The sequence below is a fragment of the Sinorhizobium meliloti genome, assembly GCF_017876815.1.
In the GTDB taxonomy this organism is placed as follows: domain Bacteria; phylum Pseudomonadota; class Alphaproteobacteria; order Rhizobiales; family Rhizobiaceae; genus Sinorhizobium; species Sinorhizobium meliloti.
Genome location: NZ_JAGIOS010000001.1, coordinates 2,274,489 through 2,295,368, shown reverse-complemented (window position 1 = coordinate 2,295,368; position 20,880 = coordinate 2,274,489). Strand labels below are relative to the sequence as shown.

20 protein-coding genes are annotated in these 20,880 nt (G+C 63.5%); 7 read left to right on the top strand and 13 right to left on the bottom strand.

Features of this window, described 5'->3' with window-relative positions; all coding sequences use genetic code 11:
- The first annotated feature begins 264 nt into the window (after positions 1–264).
- Positions 265–1,230 (top strand): hypothetical protein, encoded by a 966-nt coding sequence (locus tag JOH52_RS10795; RefSeq protein WP_017263786.1) that lies wholly within the window; start codon positions 265–267, stop codon positions 1,228–1,230.
- A 3-nt stretch (positions 1,231–1,233) separates the two neighbouring features.
- Positions 1,234–1,851 carry an RES family NAD+ phosphorylase gene (locus JOH52_RS10790; RefSeq protein WP_234842727.1) on the top strand — a complete coding sequence of 206 codons (618 nt, stop codon included), beginning with the start codon at positions 1,234–1,236 and terminating at the stop codon, positions 1,849–1,851.
- Between the two features lie 185 nt (positions 1,852–2,036).
- Here the strand turns inward: JOH52_RS10790 and JOH52_RS10785 are convergent, their stop codons facing one another.
- The 8 genes from JOH52_RS10785 to speB form a co-directional block, all read right to left on the bottom strand.
- Complete coding sequence (locus JOH52_RS10785; RefSeq protein WP_013844781.1) at positions 2,037–2,594, bottom strand: NADPH-dependent FMN reductase; 558 nt, start codon at positions 2,592–2,594, stop codon at positions 2,037–2,039.
- A gap of 135 nt (positions 2,595–2,729) precedes the next feature.
- Positions 2,730–3,683, bottom strand: a complete 954-nt coding sequence (locus tag JOH52_RS10780; RefSeq protein WP_010969975.1) for a ring-cleaving dioxygenase — start codon at positions 3,681–3,683, stop codon at positions 2,730–2,732.
- A 159-nt stretch (positions 3,684–3,842) separates the two neighbouring features.
- Positions 3,843–4,622, bottom strand: coding sequence for a carbon-nitrogen hydrolase family protein (locus JOH52_RS10775; RefSeq protein ID WP_014529852.1), 780 nt, complete (start codon positions 4,620–4,622; stop codon positions 3,843–3,845).
- Positions 4,619–5,419 carry an ABC transporter permease gene (locus JOH52_RS10770; protein WP_017265649.1) on the bottom strand — a complete coding sequence of 267 codons (801 nt, stop codon included), beginning with the start codon at positions 5,417–5,419 and terminating at the stop codon, positions 4,619–4,621. The genes JOH52_RS10775 and JOH52_RS10770 overlap by 4 nt, the downstream gene beginning before the upstream one ends.
- Positions 5,416–6,270 (bottom strand): ABC transporter permease, encoded by an 855-nt coding sequence (locus JOH52_RS10765; RefSeq protein WP_010969977.1) that lies wholly within the window; start codon positions 6,268–6,270, stop codon positions 5,416–5,418. Before JOH52_RS10765 ends, JOH52_RS10770 begins: the two co-directional genes overlap by 4 nt.
- Positions 6,267–7,304 carry an ABC transporter ATP-binding protein gene (locus tag JOH52_RS10760; protein ID WP_004434020.1) on the bottom strand — a complete coding sequence of 346 codons (1,038 nt, stop codon included), beginning with the start codon at positions 7,302–7,304 and terminating at the stop codon, positions 6,267–6,269. The genes JOH52_RS10765 and JOH52_RS10760 overlap by 4 nt, the downstream gene beginning before the upstream one ends.
- Before the next feature lie 174 nt (positions 7,305–7,478).
- Positions 7,479–8,558, bottom strand: a complete 1,080-nt coding sequence (locus JOH52_RS10755) for an ABC transporter substrate-binding protein (RefSeq protein WP_010969978.1) — start codon at positions 8,556–8,558, stop codon at positions 7,479–7,481.
- Between the two features lie 170 nt (positions 8,559–8,728).
- Positions 8,729–9,787, bottom strand: coding sequence for an agmatinase (gene speB / locus JOH52_RS10750; protein ID WP_004434026.1), 1,059 nt, complete (start codon positions 9,785–9,787; stop codon positions 8,729–8,731).
- Positions 9,788–9,979: 192 nt separating this feature from the next.
- Between speB and JOH52_RS10745 the strand changes: the two genes are divergently transcribed.
- Positions 9,980–11,047, top strand: coding sequence for a LysR substrate-binding domain-containing protein (locus JOH52_RS10745; protein ID WP_017264593.1), 1,068 nt, complete (start codon positions 9,980–9,982; stop codon positions 11,045–11,047).
- A 45-nt stretch (positions 11,048–11,092) separates the two neighbouring features.
- Positions 11,093–12,271 carry an aminotransferase gene (locus JOH52_RS10740; RefSeq protein ID WP_010969980.1) on the top strand — a complete coding sequence of 393 codons (1,179 nt, stop codon included), beginning with the start codon at positions 11,093–11,095 and terminating at the stop codon, positions 12,269–12,271.
- A gap of 5 nt (positions 12,272–12,276) precedes the next feature.
- On the opposite strand, the gene JOH52_RS10735 is transcribed toward JOH52_RS10740, so the two are convergent.
- The 5 genes from JOH52_RS10735 to JOH52_RS10715 all read right to left on the bottom strand — a co-directional run bounded on the left by JOH52_RS10735 (position 12,277) and on the right by JOH52_RS10715 (position 17,913).
- On the bottom strand, positions 12,277–13,167 hold the full coding sequence (locus JOH52_RS10735) for a DMT family transporter (protein ID WP_014529854.1): 891 nt from the start codon (positions 13,165–13,167) through the stop codon (positions 12,277–12,279).
- Between the two features lie 148 nt (positions 13,168–13,315).
- Entirely contained in the window at positions 13,316–14,749 is a 1,434-nt protein-coding gene (locus JOH52_RS10730) for an aldehyde dehydrogenase family protein (protein ID WP_010969982.1), read from the bottom strand.
- 151 nt (positions 14,750–14,900) lie between these two features.
- The gene (locus tag JOH52_RS10725; RefSeq protein ID WP_013844783.1) at positions 14,901–15,050 is read right to left on the bottom strand and encodes a hypothetical protein; all 150 of its coding nucleotides are present in this window, start codon (positions 15,048–15,050) and stop codon (positions 14,901–14,903) included.
- Positions 15,051–15,235: 185 nt separating this feature from the next.
- The gene (locus JOH52_RS10720; protein WP_010969983.1) at positions 15,236–16,549 is read right to left on the bottom strand and encodes an NAD(P)/FAD-dependent oxidoreductase; all 1,314 of its coding nucleotides are present in this window, start codon (positions 16,547–16,549) and stop codon (positions 15,236–15,238) included.
- Entirely contained in the window at positions 16,546–17,913 is a 1,368-nt protein-coding gene (locus JOH52_RS10715; RefSeq protein ID WP_010969984.1) for a glutamine synthetase family protein, read from the bottom strand. Before JOH52_RS10715 ends, JOH52_RS10720 begins: the two co-directional genes overlap by 4 nt.
- Before the next feature lie 123 nt (positions 17,914–18,036).
- Between JOH52_RS10715 and JOH52_RS10710 the strand changes: the two genes are divergently transcribed.
- From JOH52_RS10710 to JOH52_RS10700, 3 genes are all read left to right on the top strand, one after another.
- Positions 18,037–18,729 carry a GntR family transcriptional regulator gene (locus tag JOH52_RS10710; RefSeq protein ID WP_010969985.1) on the top strand — a complete coding sequence of 231 codons (693 nt, stop codon included), beginning with the start codon at positions 18,037–18,039 and terminating at the stop codon, positions 18,727–18,729.
- A gap of 262 nt (positions 18,730–18,991) precedes the next feature.
- A complete protein-coding gene (locus JOH52_RS10705; protein ID WP_010969986.1) occupies positions 18,992–19,708 on the top strand; it encodes a FadR/GntR family transcriptional regulator in 717 nt (238 codons plus the stop codon).
- Positions 19,705–20,877 (top strand): PLP-dependent transferase, encoded by a 1,173-nt coding sequence (locus JOH52_RS10700; RefSeq protein WP_004434058.1) that lies wholly within the window; start codon positions 19,705–19,707, stop codon positions 20,875–20,877. The genes JOH52_RS10705 and JOH52_RS10700 overlap by 4 nt, the downstream gene beginning before the upstream one ends.
- The last annotated feature ends 3 nt before the right edge of the window (positions 20,878–20,880 follow it).

Genomic DNA, 20,880 nt, shown 5'->3' with positions numbered 1-20,880 from the left:
ACCTACCCATGAGGTGCTGTTGATGGCTTGATGCTCGAGGTTGATATACCACGCTTACGACTGTATATATCAACCTAACCATCAACCCTGTGCTGCTCTCGTGACGGCGAGAGCCGTGAGTAGGCCATGAGCGAACACACAAGATCTGCGACCGACATAGATCCGGTCGTGCGCGCTGCTGCAGAGCTGCACGCTCGAGAAGCAGGACAGACACTCTCTCAGTACCTCGCCGGTCTCGTATTCGACCGTCCAACTGCAGGAGACATGGATCGAGGGCTTGAGAAGTGGGCTGGTCATCAATTGCGATTGAACCACCATTGGGCAGACAGTGAGGAGTTTCGTCACTGGAACATGCGCGTTCGCGAGACGCTTCTCCCTGACGTTTCGGCGAGCCCTACCTTGAAACTTGTGTTCGTATTCAATTCGCGGCTCCACTCGGCAGCACTTCTTATGGGGGCTGCGTTTCACGAGGCATCAGTGTCGGACTTCGAACTTCCCCGGCATCAGCGTTCATCGGTTCACCGCGTCAAGACAAGGCGTAACTGGTACTCGCACATTGTGGATGACTGTCTCGCGCGTTCGAGGGAGGTTCGACAAGCTCTGTTGCACAGGTGGACCCCTACCCCACGCGCCGAGCAGTTGGCTATCGATGCTTTCGTTCTGTTGACCGAGTTGACACCGGCTCGTACCGAGCTGTTGCGGTTGTGCCAGTATGATAGGCCCCGAGCATTCTCGGAGCTTGCCAAGCACATAGATCTCGCCGCCGACCAGTTTCAGCTCTCGGCCGATCTCTTGGCGGAGGTCGAGGGAGGAACCAGCGCGATTGAATTGAGCGATGACCAAAGGTTCCTCAACATCAGCACTGCTCTTCTCGATCGTTCCGGCGGTGGGGTCTCTCTAACTGAGGGCGCGAAGATGCTCGGCACGACCCGGCAGGCCCTCCACAAGCGGGTCAAGTTGGGCTCGGCATTCGGTCTCATGCACGGATCGGAAATCGTTCTTCCCAAGTTCCAGTTCATTACCGTGGATAACGACACCCGCCTGCTAGAGGGGTTGGCCAAGGTGACCAAACTCTTTGATGACAGCGGTGCCGGCCGTTGGTCGATGCTGCAGTTTCTGATCGACACCGATCCGAACTTGGCAGATACACCACAGCGAATCCTTGCCGGAGGGCGCGTTGGCGAAGTCGTAACGGCGGCCAAAGCCTATCTTGGCATGGACGAGGCTTGAGGAGTGCCCGCTTATACTGCGCCAACAGCCCGCTTTCCCTCGGGATTAAGAATTGCTGCATTAGACGCGGGCGACGTCGTTGTCCGCGTCCATCAGAAGATTCATGGTGCGATCTTCTTTGGGCCGGCGCCCGGTGCGACACCCCAAGGCCGGTTCGATGCGCCTGCGGGCCAGTATCGCCTTCTGTACGTCGCGCAACGCCTCGAAGGGGCATTTGTTGAGACCGTTCTTCGTAGGCCTGCAAACCGCATCGTTCGGCGAGCGTTCGTGGAAGAGCGCATGTGGACACCACGTCGACTGCATCGCCAATTAGTTCTGGCAAAGTTAATGGACGAAGGGCTACTCTTTCACGGCGTAGATGCGTCCATCAGTGCTGGGGCAGACTACGCACCATCTCGTGCGCTCGCGCTCGCATTGCATGAGGATTATCCGGATCTGGATGGTCTTGCTTATAAGTCCCGACACAATAACGGCGAGGTTTGCTACGCCCTGTTCGATCGTGTCTTATCGAGTGATCTTGTGACATTGCCGGGACAGCGGTTCGAAGATGACCCGGCGAGAACGGACCAGTTGATGCGTCTGCATGGTGCGGTGTTTGATACCAGTCTTCCAATCACCTGACCAAAAAGATCGAACCGCGGTTGTTTCGGGCTGAGCCGAAGACGCCCCTGTGAGGGAATCGCTACGATCACGATCCCGCGTTTCGGTTAGAGGGAGGGGGGTTGCTTCAAGAGCCCTCACCCCGCTCACCGGGAATGGTGGTGGCAGCCGGAAAGTCGGCGTGCTCCACAGTTTCGAACGCTACGTCAGTTCCTCATTGCCAGGTGATCGGCGAAGGCCTGTACGAAGCCGCGCAGCCTCTCCAGGGTCTGATCGTCCTTCAGTTGTCCGTCGCTGTCGAACAACGTGTTGGCTTTCGGCACCATCAGCCGCTTGCCCGACCACATTTCGGCGCCGAGCGTCCGCATCACCGACAGCCAGGCGTTTTGGCTGAGAATGGTCCCGAAGCTTCCCGGAGATGCGCCGGCGAGCGCGAACGGCCGCCCGCCGAAGACCTTCTTTATGTCGGCTGGCGGGCGGCTCAGCCAGTCGATTGCATTCTTGAAAACGCCCGGGACCGAATTGTTGTATTCCGGCGTGAAGAGAATGACGCCGTCCGCCGCGACGATCTTCTGCTTCAACGCCTCCGCAGCGGCTGGAACGCCGCTTTCGGCCTCCACGTCTCCGTCATATAGCGGAATGCCATGCAAGGTCGCGGTCTCGAATTCGACCCCGTCCGGCGCGACCGCCTGTGCGGCTTTGAGCAATGCAGTGTTGAAGGAGGCCTTCCGCAGACTGCCCGATATGCCGAGAAGCTTGGTCATGAACGACAATTTCCTTTCGCTGGCGCGATGCCGCGCAAATCCCGCGTCAGTCGAAAAACTAGCGGGCTCGCGGCAAAAGGAAAGCCGGAATCGCTTCCGGCTCTCCATGTCTCGGCCCGACGAGAGCGGCAGCCGTTACTCCAGAGGCTTCAGTCTCGCTTCGATCTGCGCCCGCTTCGGTTCGAGGAACGGCGGCAGCGACAGGCTTTCGCCGAGGGTTTCCATCGGCTCGTCGACGGCGAAGCCGGGTCCGTCGGTGGCGATCTCGAAAAGGATCCCGTTCGGCTCGCGGAAGTAGAGCGAACGGAAGTAGAAGCGCTCGACCTCGCCGCTCGACGGCAGGCGGAACTCGCCGAGCCGCTCCGTCCACCGGTGCAGCGCTTCGACATCCGGCGCCCGGAAGGCCACGTGGTGGACGGCGCCCGCCCCCTGGCGAGCAGCCGGCAGGTCGGGCTGGACCGCCACATGCAGTTCGGCCGCCGGCCCGCCGTCGCCCATCGAGAAGACATGCACCTCTCCGACGCCATCCGGCGACGGATAGCTCCGCAGTTCGGCCATGTTCATGACACGCGTCAGCACGAGCGCGGTGTTGCTGATGTCCGGCACGCTGATGGTGATCGGCCCAAGGCCCTTGATCTGATGCTCGGACGGAACCGGGCTCCTTTCCCATGGGTGGGACGGCGCCAATCCGCCGTCGTCGACGAGCCGGAAGCGCTGGCCCTCGCCGTCCTCGAAATCGAGGGAGGCGCGGCCGTCGATTTCGGCCACCTCACCGGAAGCGACCTCCAACTCATCGAAACGGCTCTTCCACCACCGCACGGTTTCGGCGCTGCCGACCCGAAGCCCGGTCCGCGAGATGCTGTGCGTGCCGCGTCCTTCGCGTCCGACCGGCCAGTCGAAGAAGGTCAGATCCGTGCCGGGGGTCGCCTGCCCGTCGGCATAGAAGAGATGATAGGCCGTGGTGTCGTCCTGGTTGACGGTCTTCTTGACCAGGCGGAGACCCAGCGTCCCCGTGTAGAAGCGCAGGTTCTCCGGCGCATTGGCGGTTATCGCAGTCAGATGGTGGATACCAGTCAGTTGCAAGCTCATGATTGCCTCCTAATCGCTATGCTGCATCGCCTTTTGCGTCAGACGCGCGGGCCTGCAGAGCGGGCATTTCCGTTGAGCACAATATCGATCCGGCCGAGCGTTTCCAAAAGAGGGGACGACGCGAACAGATTGTTCTCTGATTGAGAACGATCTGGCAGATCAGTCGTGTTTCAAGTCCATGAGATAGGTATTCTCCGCTCGCGAAATGGCAAATGCCTGGGGGTCGATTTCGGCGATGATCAGGGTTTCATCCGAGGAACCGGCCTTTGCCAGTGCCTGGCCATCCGGTGACGCTATCAGCGAGAGGCCCGCAAAGGAGAACATGTCGTCCGAACCGCAGTGATTGACATAGGCGACGAAGACCTGGTTCTCGAAGGCGCGCGTCTGGATCATGTGGTCGGTGATGAAAGTGCCGGACCATCCGGCCGGGAGGGCCGTCGGCACCAGCACCGCATCGGCACCCGCAAGCGCCAGGCGACGGACGTTTTCGGGGAATTCGACATCGTAGCAGATCAGCATGCCGCAAGTGACGCCACGATGTTTGAACAGGCGCGTCGAGGGCTCCGCCGGCGTGAAGAGCGAGCGCTCGTAATCGCCGTAGAGATGCGACTTCCGATAGACAACCGGGACGGCATCGCCATCGACATGGACGGCGCTGTTGTAGACGGCGTCCGCTCCCTGCTCTGCGAATCCGGCCACAATGGCGATGCCGGTTTTGAGCGAGATGCGCCCAAGTTCCCGAACGATCCGCCCATCCGCCGGCTCCGCGAGCCTGCGAATGGCTTCCCCCGCGCCGTAGCCGGTGATTGCGAGCTCGGGGGCGACGAGCAGGCTCGCACCCTCGCCGGAAGCCCCGATCGCCGCCCACTCGATGCGGGCGAGATTGGCGGCCACGTCGCCGCCAATGCTCTTCATCTGCAGGGCAGCGAACTTCATCATTTTCCGTCCGACGACATGGCGCCGAGCAGCTTCGGCAGGTCTCCGAAGCGGGCGACGAGGCTGAAGATGACCGCGGCCGTCGTGACGAAGAGGATCGTCACCGAGGCCATGGTCGGCGTATAGCCGTAGCGAAGCGCGTTGAAGATCTTGATCGGCAGCGTCTCCATCGTGAAGCCGACGGTCATGTAGGCAACGATATACTCATTGAGCGACAGCACGAAGGCGAAGGCATAGCCCGAAACGATATAGGGCAGGATCAACGGCAGAACGACAGTGCGGAAGACCGTGCGGTCATCTGCGCCCATCGTCGAGGCCGCCTCGACCAGCGACCGATCGACCGAGGTGAAGCCGAGAGACAGCGTGACCAGCGGCAGTGTCACGAAGAAGATCGCGTGGCTGACGACGGCGGTCCAGGGCTGGCCGTAAAAGCCGGCCGTCGCCCAGAAGGTGAGCAGACCGAGCGCCGTAATGACCGGCGGCAGCGTGAAGGGCGCGACCCCCAGAAGCTGGAAGATGTTCGCCCATGGCGCGACGCGCCGCCACAGGAACCAGGCAAGCGGCAGCGCGATCGCGACCGCAAGTGCGGCGGAAAGGAGCGCGAGCGTCACCGACGCGACAAGCGCGCTGCGCCATTCGGGGTTCAGGAAGATTTCCCCGTACCAGGATGTGGAAAATCCTTGCGGGGGAAAGGCGAGCGTCTGCTTGGCGTTGACCGATACGCCGGCGACGACGATCAGCGGCAAAGCGAGAAAGAGCCCGATCAGGGAGAAGTAGACCTTGCGGAAAATGGTGCTCATGCGGCCTCTCCCTTCCGTCCTGCGATGACGGTTAACGCCACCAGCCCAAGCGTCACCAGAACGAGGAACACCGCCATCGCCGCGGCGAAGGGCATGTTGGACTGATAGATCGCCTGATCGGTGATGAGCACCGAGAGCGTCCAGTGCTGCGGCCGGCCGAGAAGTTGCGGCAGGAGATAGGAGCCGAGCGCGAAGATGAAGACCATGATCAGCGTGGCGGTGATCGTGTTTCTCAGCGCCGGAACGACGACGGTGAAGAAGGCCCTGAGCGGCGAGGCACCGAGCGTGCGGGCGGCTTCCGTCAGCGTCGGGTCGAGGCGCACGAGCGCGGGGAAAAGCACGAGCACGGTATAGGGGAAGGCCTGATAGACCATGCCGGTCAGCACAGCGGCAAAACTCGGCGTGAGCGCCTTCGCCTCATCCATAAGCCCGAGCGCCACGAGGATGTTGGTGATGCCGGCCGTGCGCGAGAATAGGGTGGACCAGGCAAAACCGATGATGACTTCGGAGAGAGAAAGCACGGAGAGCAGTGCGACGAGCCACACCACCTGCACCCGGCGCGCCATACGCGTGAGCAGATAGGTGAAGGGCAGCGCCAAAACGACGCAGCACGCGGCGACCGCGATCGCCAGCATCAGGGAAAAGCCGAGCACGCCGCCGAAGAAGGCCGAGAGGAAGCGGGCATAATTGTCGTAAACGAAGGCCGGCGTATAGAAGCCGCCCTGCTGGCGCTGAAAGAAACTGACTGCGATCATCGTGCCGAAGGGCACCACGAAGAAGATCGTCAGCATCCCCGCGGGGAAGAGGATCGGCAGGTAGTCGCCGAGGGTCCGGGGCGGTTCGCGTCTCATCTGGCGAGCACCACACAGACATCGGGTGTGAGAGCGACGCCGACCTGTTGGCCGACCGTCACCTGCGGCCGGGCGCGCGGCGTCGAGACCGCTACGATCTGCCGGCCGGCGACATCGACGAATGTCTCGATCGTGCCCCCGAGATCGCGCACGAAGGTCACCGTGCCGGAAAGCGCTCCGGCACCCGGCGCGGTCAGGTGCACGTCTTCCGGGCGGATCGAAAGCATCGCCTTCGCCGCACCCGGCGGCAACTGCAGGCCCGGCACCGGCTGACCGAGCACCGTCACGCGACCCGAAGTGTCCGCCTCCGCTTCGATCAGATTCGTCTGTCCGATGAAGTCGGCGACGAAGCTGTCGGCCGGCCGGCGGTAGATCTCGATCGGCGAGGCAGCCTGCCGGATCTCGCCGCCGTTCATGACCACGACCGTATCGGCCATGGTCATCGCCTCGCGCTGGTCGTGGGTGACGACGATGGTGGTGATGCCGAGCTTCTGCTGCAACTGCCTGAGCTCGACCTGCATCGCCTCGCGCAGCTTGGCATCGAGCGCCGACAGGGGTTCGTCGAGCAGGAAGAGCTTCGGCGAGATCGCCAGCGCCCGGGCTATCGCCACGCGCTGGCGCTGGCCGCCGGAGAGCTTCGAGACCGGCCGGTCGGCATAGCCCGACAGGTGGATCATCGAAAGCAGCTCGTCGACCCGTTTCTTCTGGTCTTCCTTCGGCGCGCCGCGGATGCGCAGCGGATAGGCGATATTCTCGCCGACGGTCAGGTGGGGGAACAGCGCCAGCGACTGGAACACCATGCCGAGATTGCGCTTATGCGTCGGAACCCGGGTGATGTCCTCGCCGTCGAGCCCTATGGAACCCGAGGTCGGCAGGTCCAGACCCGCGATCATGCGCAGGAGCGTGGTCTTGCCGCAGCCCGACGGCCCGAGCATGCAGACGAAGGTGCCGTGCGGCACCGTCAGGTCGACATCGTTGACGGCCCTGAACGACCCGAATTCCTTGACGACGTTTTGAAGGGCAAGTCCCGACATATGTTCCCCGTTTCGCGCGTCATACGCGGATGTCACCGGCCACGTCAGACGCGCTGCCTCGGCGACATTTTGAAAAATTCAACATCAGCTTATCCCTAAACCGCTTCCGGTTTAAGGTCCGTGCAATTGGCTGCGCCGCCCCGGGGATACCGAGGCGGCGGCTCGTGGCCGGCCTCAGCCGACGATCAGTTCCGTCCACTTCTGGTTCAGCCAATCCGACTTGGTCTGGTAGAGATCGTAGCGCGGAACGATCGGCTCGATGTCCGAAGAGACGGCGGCGAATTCCTTATCCGTCAGATCGGTGGACTCGCGCTTGACCGTCGGCGAGGTGCCGACCTTGCGCGAGAGCGTCGCCTGGACCGCAGGCTGGCACATGTAATCGATGAAGATGTGGGCTTCCTCGACCTTCTGCGAAGCGCGCGAAAGCGCCCAGCAGCCGGAATCCTGGATGCCGCCCTCCTTCGGGAAGGTGGAACGCACCGGATGACCATCCGCCGCGGCGAGCCCGGTCACGTCGTGATAATATTGCCCCATCGGGATTTCGCCCGACTTCAGCGCCTGTTCGAACTGGGCTTCGTCGCGGTACCAGAGACGGACGTTCGGCTTCACTTCGGCGAGCTTCTCGAAGGTCTTGAGGATCCCCTCTTCGGTGTCGAGCGCATTGGTGCCGCCCATGAAGGTCTTGGCCGTCACTTCGAGCAGGAAGGAGTTGGAGACCAGTGCCAGGAGGCCGAGCTTGTCGGCATTCGCCGGATCCCAGAAGGCCTGCCAGGAGGTCGGCGCCTCCTTGTAGACGTCGGTGTTGGTCACCAGCGTGATGTACCAGGAAACGGCGCCGATGCCGGCGATGCGGCCGTCCGGATATTTGTTGACGAAGCGGTCGAGCAGGTTCGAGCCGTTCTTGATCTTCGCCATGTCGATCGGCGTCCAGAGGTCGGTCGCCTGCCCTTTGAGCATCGCCACCTGAGACATCATGGAAACGTCGGCGGGCGCCTGGCCGGCGCGCGCAGCCTGTTCGAGCTGGACGAGCCATGCCTCGCCGGTGGGCTCGGCGACGGATTCGATCGCGATGCCGGTTGCCTTGGTGAATTCGGGGAAGATGTTCTTGTCGAAGGAGTCCTTGAAGTAGCCGCCATAGACGCCGACCTTCAGCGACTTGTCCTGCGCCCTCAGCACGGCCGGCATCGCCAGCATCGACGCGCCGGCAAGCCCCGCACCGAGCAGCGTGCGGCGCTTGATGGAATTGATGATCATCGCATGTCTCCTTTGTTTTTTGGCGGCTTGCGCCGCGTTCCCTTGTTCTAGTTGATTCCCTGCGCCCTTTGTCCCCGCTGCGCTTCAGCGAAGAGAGTGATTTGGCATCAGATTATCGTGATCCGCTCGTGGCCGCCATGCGCATCGATTTCGGATCGTTCATGCGCGCATCAGCCCTTGCCGGCAACGGCCGGACTGAAGACCATCAGGCTCAGGATCTCGAAGAGCACCTGGGCGCCGGCATGGGCTGTATTGGTGGTCGTGTCGTATTGCGGCGCCACCTCGACGACGTCGCCGCCGACGAGATTGACGCCCTTCAGCCCGCGGATCAACTCCAGAACCTCCCGCGTCGTCAGACCTCCGACTTCCGGCGTACCGGTGCCCGGCGCGAAACTCGGGTCGAGGCTGTCGACATCGAAGGAGAGATAGGTCGGACCGTCGCCGACGATCTTCTTCGCCTTTTCGATGATCGCCGGAATACCCAGTCCGGTGACCTCCTCCGCATGAATGACCGTCATGCCGGACTCGTAGGAGAACTCCCACAGATACTCCGCCGAGCCGCGGATGCCGATCTGGATGACGCGTGTCGGGTCGAGCACGCCGTCGAGAACGGCGTTGCGGAATGGGCCGCCATGGTGGAACTTGGTCAGGTCGAAGGCGCCGCCGGTATCGCAATGCGCGTCGATATGGATCATGCCGACGGGCTGCTTCCTGCCCACGGCCTTGAGGATCGGATGCGTGATCGAATGGTCGCCGCCGACGGAGAGCGGCAGGACGCCAGCATCGACGATCTGGCTGATCCGCTTCTCGATGTCCTCGTGGCTGATTTCGAGCCGGTAGCGGCTGCGGAAGGGAACATCGCCGATGTCGGCGACCCGGAGATCATGCACTGGGGCGCAGCCGAGCACGTGATTATAGGGGCCGATCCGCTCGATCGCGCGCAGCGCCCGTGGTCCGAAGCGCGAACCCGGGCGGTTGGTGACGCCGAGATCCATGGGAACGCCGATCATCGCCACCTGAAGATTGCCGAAATCCGGGTCATCGGCATCGACCGGCATGTGGGGTGCGGTCAGGAATGTCGGAATGCCGGAATAGGGCGCCAGCCGCGTGCCGCTCTTCGTGAAAATCTTGTCCGCGACCTTGCGGAAGGTCGGATCGAAGAGCTCGCCGCCATGGCTCTCGCCATATTTCGCCTTCAATTCGTTGAGCTTCTGTTCATCCCAAGCCATGCGCCGGACCTCCGTATCGTTCGGCCGGGGCTGGCACATGATGCACCGCAAGTCACGACTTGCGTAGTGCCGATCCGAAGCGGCGCAATCAGGTTCCCCGGCTTTTGCCTTTGTTGCGCATATTAGGAGACAATTCTTCTGGAAAAGCAATTGACATTGTTATAGCGTTTGATGTGAGAAAAATTCACATAAATGCCGCCTCTCCGGAGCCTCTTCTTGTCGAGCCGCCTGCCTCCGCTGAATCCGCTGCGCGCCTTCGAGGCAACCGCCCGGCGCGGCTCCGTTTCCGCTGCGGCGCGTGAGCTCAACGTCACCCATGGCGCAGTAAGCCATCAGATCCGCGCGCTCGAACTCTCCTTCAACGCGCCCCTTTTCGAGCGGGGCGGCAAGCGGCTGAGGCTGACGCCGCAGGGCGCGCTGCTCCTGCCTGCCGTGACGCATGCCTTCGCCGAGATCGCCGCGGCAACCGCGGCGATGACGCGGCCCGCGACGAGCGGGGAGCTCACCGTCACCTGCGTCCCGGCATTGCTCTCCTTCTGGATGATTCCGCGCCTGCACCTCTTTACCGAGCAGTTCCCCGATGTCCAGTTGCGGCTGATCGCCTCCAATGACGAGGCGAACCTCGACTCCCCGGATGTCGACGTCTGCCTGCTCTATGGCGACGGCAACTGGCAGGACTGCTGGTCGAGGCTCTGGAGCCGGCTCGAGCTTTTCCCGGTCGTCAGCCCGACGCTCCTCAACATGCGGCCGCTACGCTCCATCCGGGATATCCGCGACCACGTGATGCTGCATGGCGACGACGGCCGCGAGTGGAACACCTGGCTCGCCGCAGCCGACGCCATCGATTTTCAGCGCGGCCGCCAGCATTTCATGAGCGATGCGCGGCTTTCCACCGAGGCGGCCCTCCACAACCAGGGCGTTGCGCTCGGCGATACGATCACCGCCGGCAGCCTGATCGCCCGCGGCGAGCTGATCGCCCCCTTCGACCTGACGGTTCCGGCCAACGACGCCTTTTTCGTCGCCTGCCGCAACGAGGTTCGCGCCGCGCCGATCGTCCGCGTTTTCATCGACTGGCTGTTTGCCGCACTCGAAAGCGACCCGATGCCGGAGCTGCAGATGTCCGCCCGCACGATCATCCGCAGCCGCATGTCGAAGCCCGAAGATGCCGGCCGCAACACCACGCCGAAGAGCCTTCAGCCCCGTTCCGCGCCGCGCAACCGGCGTCCGGAACGTCCGCAGAAGCGCAAAATCAAATCATAATGCGGGGCTGAGAACCCCGTCCGCTTCAACAACAGGAAATCCGCCATGCCGCATTTCAATCCCCTGGTCGAAAAGCTCTCGCCGCCGCCGATACCCTCGGTGCTCGCATGGGCGAAGGCCTATGACGGGGCAAAAGGCCCGCTGATCGACCTCTCCCAGGCCGTGCCCGGCTATCCCGCTCATCCCGACATGCTGAAATGGCTGGGCGAAGCCGCGGCGTCGACGGCCTATACGGGCTACGGGGCGATCGAGGGTGAAGCGGAACTGCGCCAAGCCTATGCCGAGCATGTGGCGGCGCTCTATGGCGGGGCGATCGCCGCCGGCAACATCCACATCACCTCGGGCTGCAACCAGGCCTTCATCTGTGCCGCGATGGCCGTCGCCGGGGCCGGCGACACGGTGCTGATGACCAATCCCTATTACTTCAACCAGGAGACCACGCTGGCGATGCTGGGGATCGATGTCGAGCTTGCGCCGCTCGATGCGGGCGCCGGCTTCCTGCCCGAGGTCGAGACCATCGCCTCTGCCTTGCGGCCGGGCATCCGGGCACTCGCGCTCGTTTCGCCCAACAATCCGACCGGAGCGGTCTACCCGCCCGGACTGCTGCAGCGCATCTACGAGCTCTGCCGCGCGAACGGAACCTGGCTCATTCTGGACGAAACCTATCGCGACTTCCTGCCGGATGCGGCCGCCGCGCCGCATGGCCTGCTTCGAACGCCGGGCTGGGAGGACGGTTTCATCGGCCTCTACAGCTTCTCGAAGTCCTTCTGCATTCCGGGCCATCGTCTCGGCGCGATCACCGCCGGACCGCAGGTGGTCGAGCAGATCGCCAAGATCATGGACAATCTCCAGATCTGCGCCCCGCGTTCCCCGCAGGCGGCGGTCGCGAGGGCGATACCGGCGCTTGCCGACTGGCGGCTTGCCAACCGCGCCGAAATCGCCGCCCGCGCCGAGGCGCTGAGGACGATCATGACCCGGCTGCCGCAATGGAAGCTGCAGGCCGTCGGCGCCTATTTTGCCTATATCCGCCACCCCTTCCCCGACATCGAGTCGCAATTCGTCGCCGAGAAGCTGGCGAAGCTCGCCGGCGTCCTCTGCTTGCCCGGCGACTATTTCGGCGAGGGTCAGGAAAACTATCTGCGCTTCGCCTTCGCCAATGCGGACGTGGCGACGATCCTCAAGCTCGAAGAGCGCCTCGCGGGATTCGAGCTGCCGGGTATCTGAGTGGTTCAGCCGCGGCGGGCGATCAGGATGCCGATCAGCACGATCGCGCCGCCGATCGCCTGCATGAGGCCCACCGGCTCGCTCAGCAGAACCCAGGCGAGCAGCGCAGCCACGACCGGCTGCAGGAGCAGCGTCAGCGAAGAAAAGGCCGGCGGCAGAAAAGCGAGCGCATAGGTAATCGCCACCTGCCCGCCGGCGTGGCTGACGAAGGCAAGTCCGAAGAGCATGGCCCAGCCGAAGGCGCTCGGCGGGAAAAGCGACGGCTCGGTCAACAGGGCCATCGGCAGCATGCAAACGGCTGCCGATGCGGTACTCCAGATCATGATCCGGTTGGTGCTGAAGCGGCTTCGCAGACGCCCGATGGCGAGAATGTAGCCGGCATAGAACGCGGCCGCGACGATGGCGATCCCATCGCCGGCGAGATCGCCGCCGCCGAGTGCCGCCGGACCGCCTTTCAGGACCACCACGCCGGCGATCGCCGTGGCGAGGCCGGCCAGGAAGATGCCGCTGACCGCCGAGCGGAACAGAGCCCATCCCGCCAGCGTCACGAAGACCGGCGCCAGATTGGCAAGCAGCGTCGCATTGGCAACCGAGGTCATGGTGAGCGCAAGGTGCCAGGCTGCGAGATCGATGGCGAGAAACACGCCCGGCAGGATAAGCTGAGCGTAATCGGACAAGCACTGCGGGGGCTTCTCCGCGGCTGCACCGCCGCGCAGCCGGGACCAGGCCACCAGCGGGATCAGCGCCAGCGCGACACGCCAGAAGGCAGTGGCCATCGGCCCCACTTCCGAGAGACGCACGAAGATCGGCGATCCGCCGATGGCGGCACCGCCGATGATGAGCGCGGCCATGGCAAGTCTGTTACGGGGAGCGGCGGAACTGGCGGCTTGGGTCACGGCGATGTCCGATGGCTGGGAAGCGCGCCGCAGAACCGGCGCGCGGCAAGCCAGCTATCAGAACCGCGCCGCGAGCGACAGCCGAATTCGCCCGATAGGCGAAAAACGACCACACGCGAAAACGTGCGGCCGTGGGAGAGACTATCGGTCAGGCCGCATCCGGCAGGTGAACCGTTTTGACCTCCAGGAAGTCCTCGAGCCCGAACATCCCGCCTTCCCGGCCGTTGCCGGACTGCTTGTAGCCGCCGAAGGGGCTTCCGTAGCGGTGGGGACCGCCGTTGATGTGCACCATGCCGGCCCGGAGGCGCGACGCCACCCGCTCCGCCCTTTCGCGGTCGCGGGTCTGCACATAGGCCGCGAGGCCGTAATTCGTGTCGTTGGCGATCGCGATCGCCTCCTCTTCCGTATCGAAGGGAATGATCGAAAGCACCGGTCCGAACACTTCCTCGCGCGCGATCCGCATGGAATTGTCGACATCGGCGAAGATCGTCGGCTGGACGAAATATCCGGTCTCGAAGCCTTCCGGCTTGCCGGGGCCGCCGGCCAGCAGGGTCGCGCCTTCGGCAACGCCGGCTTCGATCAGTGCCTGCACCCGCTCGAACTGAATATGGCTGACGAGCGGGCCGATATGGGAGCCAACCTTCGTCGGATCGCCGACCCTCGCCTCCATGCCGACGCGCCTGGCGATTTCCACGACCTCGTCATAGGCGCTGCGCTCGACGAGCATACGTGTCGGGGCATCGCAGGACTGGCCGGAATTGTTGAAGCATTCGAGAATGCTGGCGGTCACCCGCTCCTCGATATCGGCATCGGCGAAGACGATGTTCGGCGACTTGCCGCCGAGTTCGAGCGTGACGCGCTTGACCGTATCGGCGGCGTCCTTGCTGACGGCTATACCGGCCCGGGTCGAACCGGTGAAGGACATCATGTCGATGTCCTTGTGCTTCGACAACGCCGCCCCGGCATGGATGCCGTCACCGTTGACGAGGTTGAAGACGCCGGCCGGGAAGCCCGCCTCCTCGATCATCTCGGCGTAGAGCATGGCGTTCAGCGGCGTGAACTCGCTGGGTTTCAGGACGCAGGTGCAGCCGGTCGCAAGCGCCGGGACGACCTTGAGCGCGATCTGGTTGACCGGCCAGTTCCACGGCGTGATGAGACCGCAGACGCCGATCGGCTCACGCAGGAGCGTGTCGCCATTCGGCAGCTTTTCCCTGAGTTTCAGGCGCTTCAGGGCATCGATGAAGCCCTGCAGATGACCGACGCCCACATCCGCCTGCTGCTCGTGGCTCATCGTTCTGGGCGCACCGAGTTCGGCCGTGATGGTGTCGGCCATTTCATCGTAACGGCGCTTGTAGATCGCGAGCAGCTTTTCGAGCAGTGCCAGCCGTTCCTCGACGCTCGTCCGGCTATAGCTCGCGAAGGCCTTCTTGGCGGCTGCAACCGCCCGGTCGACGTCGACGGCGGTGCCGAGCGAGATGACCGCTATCGGCTTCTCGGTCGCCGGATTGAGCACCAGAAGATCGTTCTGCGTGGCCGGCTCAACCCATTTGCCGTCGATGTAGAATTTCCGCTTGTCGAGCATTCGCTCCTCCATCCCGTCTGATTTCCGCCGGCAAGGCTACGACGGCGGCTGCACGCGGACAAGGGCGGAAAAGCGGAAGGGAGCGTGTCGAAGAAACGGCACCGGCCGATGAACGGCTGCAGACGCATGAGCACCTGCAGCCGTTGCGAAATCAGAACGCGCCGATGAGGAGCGCGCAGATGAAAGTGAAGGCTGCAGCCACCGCGATGGCATGGGTAAAGTGCCTGGTTGTCGGACGACGGGTGGGTCTAGCCCGGTAGACGGTATAGCGGGATTGGGTCATCGCCTTGGTCGCGTTCATTATGTCTCTCCGCTGTTGGGGCGTTGGCCTGTTGCCGTTGTTCTCCTATATTCTTGATCGAATTCCTAGATAATTTTTTCCCACGGATCAAACGAGAAATGAAAAATTCGTTTAACCGGCCTGCCAGGCAGTACGGAATACACGGTTTTCTCAGCGAATCTGATGCCCAGGAGCGATCGCCCCGGCTACCAGCCGACGGCGTCCTTGAGCATGTACCACCACGATCCGACAGTGGAATACTGCGCGCGGAACATCCGTCCGCCGGGGAATGGATACCAGGGCAGCTTCGCGAAGACATCGAAGCGCGACACGTCGCCGTCGATCGCTTCGGCAAGAGTGCGGCCGAAGAGGTGGGAGCCCGTCACGCCATGGCCGCTATAGCCATGGGCGAAATAGGTATTGCTGCCTATCCGCCCCATTTGCGGCACGCGCGTGAAGGAAAGTGCGAAGTTGCCGCTCCAGGCATAGTCGATCTTCACGCCCTTGAGCCGCGGGAAGACCTTTTCGAGATTTGGCCTGAGTTTTGCCACGACATCCGCCGGGTCGGTGCCGCCATAGACGGTGCCGCCGCCAAAAATCATCCGCTTGTCGGCGGACAGCCGGAAATAATCGAGAATATAGCGAACGTCCTCCACGCACATGTCGCTCGGGATCAGCGAATGGGCAAGCTCCTCGCCGAGCGGCGCGGTGGTGATCATCTGGGTCGAAACGGGCATGACGCGGGTGGCGAGCTTCGGCACGGCATCGCCGAGATAGGCGTTGCCGCAAAGCACGACGATCCGGGCGGAAACCTCGCCCCCGTCCGTATGGACCGTCGGCCGGGCCGACTCGTGGTCGACACGGGTCACCGGTGACATCTCATAGATCACGCCGCCGAGGCTCTCGAAGGCGCGTGCCTCTCCGAGCACCAGATTGAGCGGATGCATATGGCCGCCGGTGGTGTCGAGCATGCCGCCGCAATAGGCCTCGGAATTGACGAGCTTGCGCAGCGCCTCGCGGTCGAGAAGCTGATGATCGTCCATCCCGTATTTGCGCCAGAGCGCCTGCTTGGCCTCGAGCTCCTTCATGTGGGCTCCGGTATAGGCGGCATAGATATTGCCGGGCTTCAGATCGCAATCGATCCGATACTGGCTGACGAGCCGGCGGATGATCCGTCCGCCTTCCTGCACAAGGCCGCCGATGAAGCGGGCGGCATCCTCGCCGTAGCGGCGCTCGATCGTCGACAGGCCGGCATTGAGGCCGTTGACGATCTGGCCGCCGTTGCGCCCGGAGGCGCCCCAGCCCACCTGCGCACCCTCGACCACAGTGACCTTGTAGCCCTTTTCGGCGAGATGAATGGCCGTGGAAAGGCCCGAATACCCCGCGCCGACGATGCAGATGTCGGTTTCGATCCGGCCTTCCAGCTTGACCGGATTGCGGATGATGTTGCGCGAGGCGGCGTAATAGCTCGCCGGGTAGCTGCCGTCGCCGGCATAGGATTTCTGCTTCCGTGCCATCATACGATTTCCAGGTAGGCGCTGAATTCGTAATCCGTGACCTGCTCGGCGAAGCCGGCTATCTCCTGGCGCTTGCAGGCGATCAGCATGGAGCGAAGCACGGGATCGAAGATCTCGGCGGCGATCGGTCCGGCCTCGAAGGCGTCGACCGCCTGCCCCCAATCGGCAGGTATTTTGGGCAGTTTCTCCGCCGCATAGGCTCGTCCCTCGACAGGCACCGGCGGCTTCCACTTGTTGCGGATGCCGACGAGCGCGGCGCCGAGGATCGCGGCGATGACGAGATAGGGATTGGCGTCGGCGCCCGCAACGCGGTGCTCGATCCGCCGCGCCGCCGGATTGCCGCCCGGGATGCGGATTGCCGAGGTGCGGTTCTCGTAACCCCAGGAAATCGAGGTCGGCGCGTGCGTGTCGGGCCGCAGCCGCCGGTAGGAATTGAAGTGCGGGGCGAACATCAGCGTCGTCTCGGCCATGCCGCGCAGGAGGCCGGCCACCGCATGCTTGAGCACGGCCGATCCCTCGTCGCTGCCGTCGTCGAAGACGTTGTTGCCTTCCTCGTCGAGCAGGCTGAAATGGACGTGCATGCCGTTGCCGGAACGGGTGCCGTAGGGTTTGGCCATGAATGTCGCCGCGAGCCCGTGCTTGCGGGCGACCCCCTTGACGATGCGCTTGAAGAAGATCGCGTCGTCCGCCGCCTTCAGCGGATCGTCGCTGTGCAGCAGATTGATCTCGAACTGGCCGATGCCGTTTTCGGCGATCGCCGCATCGGCCGGCACGTTCTGCCGCGCGCACTCCCTGTAGACGTCGGAGAAGAATTCGCCGAAATCGTCGAGCTCGTCGATCGAAAGGATCGCGTCGGAATCGAGCCGCTTGCCGGTATAGGGCGAGATCGGCGGGACGGCGCTGTCCGGCTCGGGATCGATGAGATAGAATTCCAGCTCCGTCGCCACCACCGGGCGCAGCCCCAGTTCGCGATATTCGCGCATGATCGCCGCTAGCGCCTGGCGCGGATCGGCAAGAAACGGTCTGCCGTTCTCGACGAACAGCCAGAGCGGAACCAGCGCGCTCGGCCGCGACGTCCAGTTGACCGGCAGGGCCCCTCGTCCCGTGACGCCGCAGATGCCGTCGCGATCGCCGGTCGCAAAGACCTGCGCGCTGCCGATGATGTCCTCACCCCAGACGTCGACGCCGACGATCGAGAGCGGCATGCGGATGCCGCCGCCGAGCACCTTCCTGGCCTGTTCCACCGGCACCCGCTTGCCGCGCATGATGCCGTTCAGGTCGCAGATCACCGCCTGGATACTTTCTATCGGGCCGTTCTGCTCAAGCCAGGACTGGAACACTTCGGGGTCGTCCGCATCGATTGACATATCGCATTTCTTTTTGTGATCACATTCTTCGGAAATTGACATAGTTACAGTTTTGAAGTCAAGCTGCACCGGGTCGGTAGGATCGACTCGTTCCAACGCCTGGATGCGGGAGGAATCGCCGTCTTGAAGACCCTTGCCCTGCCCGCCCTTGATCGGCCGGAAGGTATGACGACCCACGACTATGCCTTTGCGCGTCTCAGGCAGGCGATCATGGTGGGCGCCTTCCGCCCCGGAACCTCCGTCACCATACGCGGGCTCGCAAACGCGCTGGAGAGCAGCCCTACGCCGGTGCGCGAAGCACTGCGTCAGCTGACCTCGATCGGCGCCCTGCAATTTCTGGAGAACCGGCGCATCGTCGTGCCGCGGATCACGCCGGCGCGTTTCGAGGAGCTGATCTCGCTTCGTATCGCGCTTGAAAGCCACGCCGCCCGCAGGGCCGTCGCCCATCTCTCCGACCGGCAGATAGACCGCATCGTCGCGCTGGACGATACGATCGAGGCCGCGATCCTCGCGGGGCAGAAGGCGCAGGCGCTGATCGCCAATCAGCAATTTCACCGTCAGATCTATACGGCCAATCCCGATCAGGTCGCCATGCCGCTCATCGAGAGCCTCTGGCTCCAGCTCGGGCCGATCCTCGGCATTGCCATGGAGCACGTCACGAAATTCTATGTCATCGACCGTCACCGCGAGGCCATCGAGGCCCTGAGAAGGCGTGACGAGGACGCCGTGGCGCGAGCCATCGCCGCCGACATCCGCGAGGGCATCGGCGGCTTCGATCAGCAGGCGATCGGCAAGCTGCTCGCGCTGGCGGGGTAAATGAGCCTCGGATTTGCTCCACTAGGTCTGAACCCCAGATTTGCCCCTCACCCTAACCCTCTCCCCGCTTGCGGGGAGAGGGGACGAGTCCGTTTTTGACCCATTGAGACTGAGGCGGAACACAAGGGTGTCCCCTCTCCCCGCGCGCGGGGAGAGGGCTAGGGTGAGGGGCAAAATTGCGGCTCACTCGCCCCTTGACCACCTCTCCTATTCCCAGCATATTGCTCAGATGTCAGACCAATTCTGGTCTTGGGAGAACCGGATGCCCCTGCGGGATAGAGCGATGCTCCTGCCCCTGCCGCCCGCAGACCGGGCGCAGCAGGTGATATCCGCTCTTGCCGATTTCATTCAAAGATCGGGGCTGAACCCCGGGGACCGGCTGCCGGCCGAGCGGGAACTGATGGCAGCGCTCGCCGTCGGCCGCTCCACCATTCGTGAGGTGCTGAGCCACTTCCAGGCGCTCGGCGTCGTCGAGGCGCGTAAGGGCAGCGGCACCTATCTCCTGCGCGCCATTTCCAACGCGACCATCCATATGCCGCTGGCGCTCGACACCGAGCACCTTCGCGACGCGCTTCTGCAGACGCTCGAAGTGCGGCGCGGCATCGAGGTCGAGGCCGGCATGGTCGCATCCCGGCGCCGCACGGAGGCCGACCTCGTCAACATCGAAACGAAGCTCGATGAGATGGAGCGGGTCCATCTCGCCAAGGGAACGTCCGGCCCGGAAGACCTCGCGTTCCATCTTGCGATCTACGACGCGACCCACAATCCGCTCTTCAAACAACTGCTCGAGCAGATGCGCGAGGCCTTCGAACGCTTCTGGGACGAGCCCTTCGACCGTTCGGATTTCGCCAGGCGCTCCTTTCCCTTTCACCGGACGCTCTTCGACGCAATCGCGGCGCAGGACGCCGAGGCCGCCCGCGCGGAAACGCTGAAGATCCTCGCGGTCGTCGAGGAAGACATCAAGGAAATGTCCAAATGAACAACGGTCTCGATCCGTTCGAGAGAGCCTCCCTTATCGTCGCGCATGACGAGAGCAACGCTTTCGACGCCGTCGTACCGCCGATCGTGCAGACCTCGCTCTTCACCTTCAAGGACTATGACGAGATGGTCGCCTCCTATCGGGGAGAGCGCGTGCGGCCCATCTACACCCGCGGCCTCAATCCGACGGTCAGGCATTTCGAGGAGATGCTGGCGAAGCTCGAAGGCGCCGAGGACGCCATCGGTTTCGCAAGCGGCATGTCGGCGATCTCCTCCACAGTCCTCTCCTTCGTCGAGCCGGGCGACCGCATCGTCGCCGTGAAGCATGTCTATCCCGATGCGTTCCGACTCTTCGGCACGCATCTGAAGCGCATGCGTGTCGAGGTCACCTATGTCGACGGGCGCGACGAAGAGGCGGTTGCCAAGGCGCTTCCCGGCGCAAAGCTCTTCTACATGGAAAGCCCGACCAGCTGGGTGATGGACACGCACGATGTCGCAGCGCTTGCGGCTCTTGCACGCCGGCAGGGGATCGTCACGGTCATCGACAACAGCTGGGCGAGCCCGGTGTTTCAGCAGCCGGTCTCGCTCGGCGTCGACCTCGTCATTCACTCCGCATCGAAATATCTTGGTGGCCATAGCGATGTCGTCGCCGGCGTCGTCGCCGGGTCGGGCGAGCTGATCGGCCGCATCCGTTCGGAAGCCTATCCCTATCTCGGCGGCAAGCTTTCGCCCTTCGACGCCTGGCTGCTGATCCGGGGCATGCGCACGCTGCCGGTGCGGATGAAGGCACATGAGCGCTCGGCGCTCGCGGTCGCCCGCCGCCTGGCCGAGCATCCGCTGGTGGAAACCGTCTGCCACCCGGGCCTCGGCAACCATCTGCCTCCCGGTCTCTCCGGCACCTCCGGGCTCTTCTCCTTCATCTTCCGCGAAGGCGTCGACGTGCGCCGATTCGCCGATCACCTGAAACTGTTCAAGCTCGGCGTCTCCTGGGGCGGCCACGAAAGCCTCATCGTGCCGGGCGAAGTCGTTCTGGCGCAGAAAGCCGAGCCCAATTCCGCGGCAGCCTTCGGCATTTCACCGCGGTCGGTACGGCTCCATGTCGGCCTGGAGGGAACGGAGGCCCTCTGGAGCGATCTCGAAGCGGCGATGACGGCCGCTTCGTCAGGCTGACGA

Excerpts from the sequence above, each read along its gene's own strand:
- JOH52_RS10795 (WP_017263786.1), top strand. The coding sequence starts at position 265 with ATGGATCGAGGGCTTGAGAAGTGGGCTGGTCATCAATTGCGATTGAAC.
- JOH52_RS10785 (WP_013844781.1), bottom strand. The coding sequence starts at position 2,594 with ATGACCAAGCTTCTCGGCATATCGGGCAGTCTGCGGAAGGCCTCCTTC.
- JOH52_RS10780 (WP_010969975.1), bottom strand. The coding sequence starts at position 3,683 with ATGAGCTTGCAACTGACTGGTATCCACCATCTGACTGCGATAACCGCC.
- JOH52_RS10775 (WP_014529852.1), bottom strand. The coding sequence starts at position 4,622 with ATGATGAAGTTCGCTGCCCTGCAGATGAAGAGCATTGGCGGCGACGTG.
- JOH52_RS10770 (WP_017265649.1), bottom strand. The coding sequence starts at position 5,419 with ATGAGCACCATTTTCCGCAAGGTCTACTTCTCCCTGATCGGGCTCTTT.
- JOH52_RS10765 (WP_010969977.1), bottom strand. The coding sequence starts at position 6,270 with ATGAGACGCGAACCGCCCCGGACCCTCGGCGACTACCTGCCGATCCTC.
- JOH52_RS10760 (WP_004434020.1), bottom strand. The coding sequence starts at position 7,304 with ATGTCGGGACTTGCCCTTCAAAACGTCGTCAAGGAATTCGGGTCGTTC.
- JOH52_RS10755 (WP_010969978.1), bottom strand. The coding sequence starts at position 8,558 with ATGATCATCAATTCCATCAAGCGCCGCACGCTGCTCGGTGCGGGGCTT.
- speB (WP_004434026.1), bottom strand. The coding sequence starts at position 9,787 with ATGGCTTGGGATGAACAGAAGCTCAACGAATTGAAGGCGAAATATGGC.
- JOH52_RS10745 (WP_017264593.1), top strand. The coding sequence starts at position 9,980 with ATGCCGCCTCTCCGGAGCCTCTTCTTGTCGAGCCGCCTGCCTCCGCTG.
- JOH52_RS10740 (WP_010969980.1), top strand. The coding sequence starts at position 11,093 with ATGCCGCATTTCAATCCCCTGGTCGAAAAGCTCTCGCCGCCGCCGATA.
- JOH52_RS10730 (WP_010969982.1), bottom strand. The coding sequence starts at position 14,749 with ATGCTCGACAAGCGGAAATTCTACATCGACGGCAAATGGGTTGAGCCG.
- JOH52_RS10725 (WP_013844783.1), bottom strand. The coding sequence starts at position 15,050 with ATGAACGCGACCAAGGCGATGACCCAATCCCGCTATACCGTCTACCGG.
- JOH52_RS10720 (WP_010969983.1), bottom strand. The coding sequence starts at position 16,549 with ATGATGGCACGGAAGCAGAAATCCTATGCCGGCGACGGCAGCTACCCG.
- JOH52_RS10715 (WP_010969984.1), bottom strand. The coding sequence starts at position 17,913 with ATGTCAATCGATGCGGACGACCCCGAAGTGTTCCAGTCCTGGCTTGAG.
- JOH52_RS10705 (WP_010969986.1), top strand. The coding sequence starts at position 18,992 with ATGCCCCTGCGGGATAGAGCGATGCTCCTGCCCCTGCCGCCCGCAGAC.
- JOH52_RS10700 (WP_004434058.1), top strand. The coding sequence starts at position 19,705 with ATGAACAACGGTCTCGATCCGTTCGAGAGAGCCTCCCTTATCGTCGCG.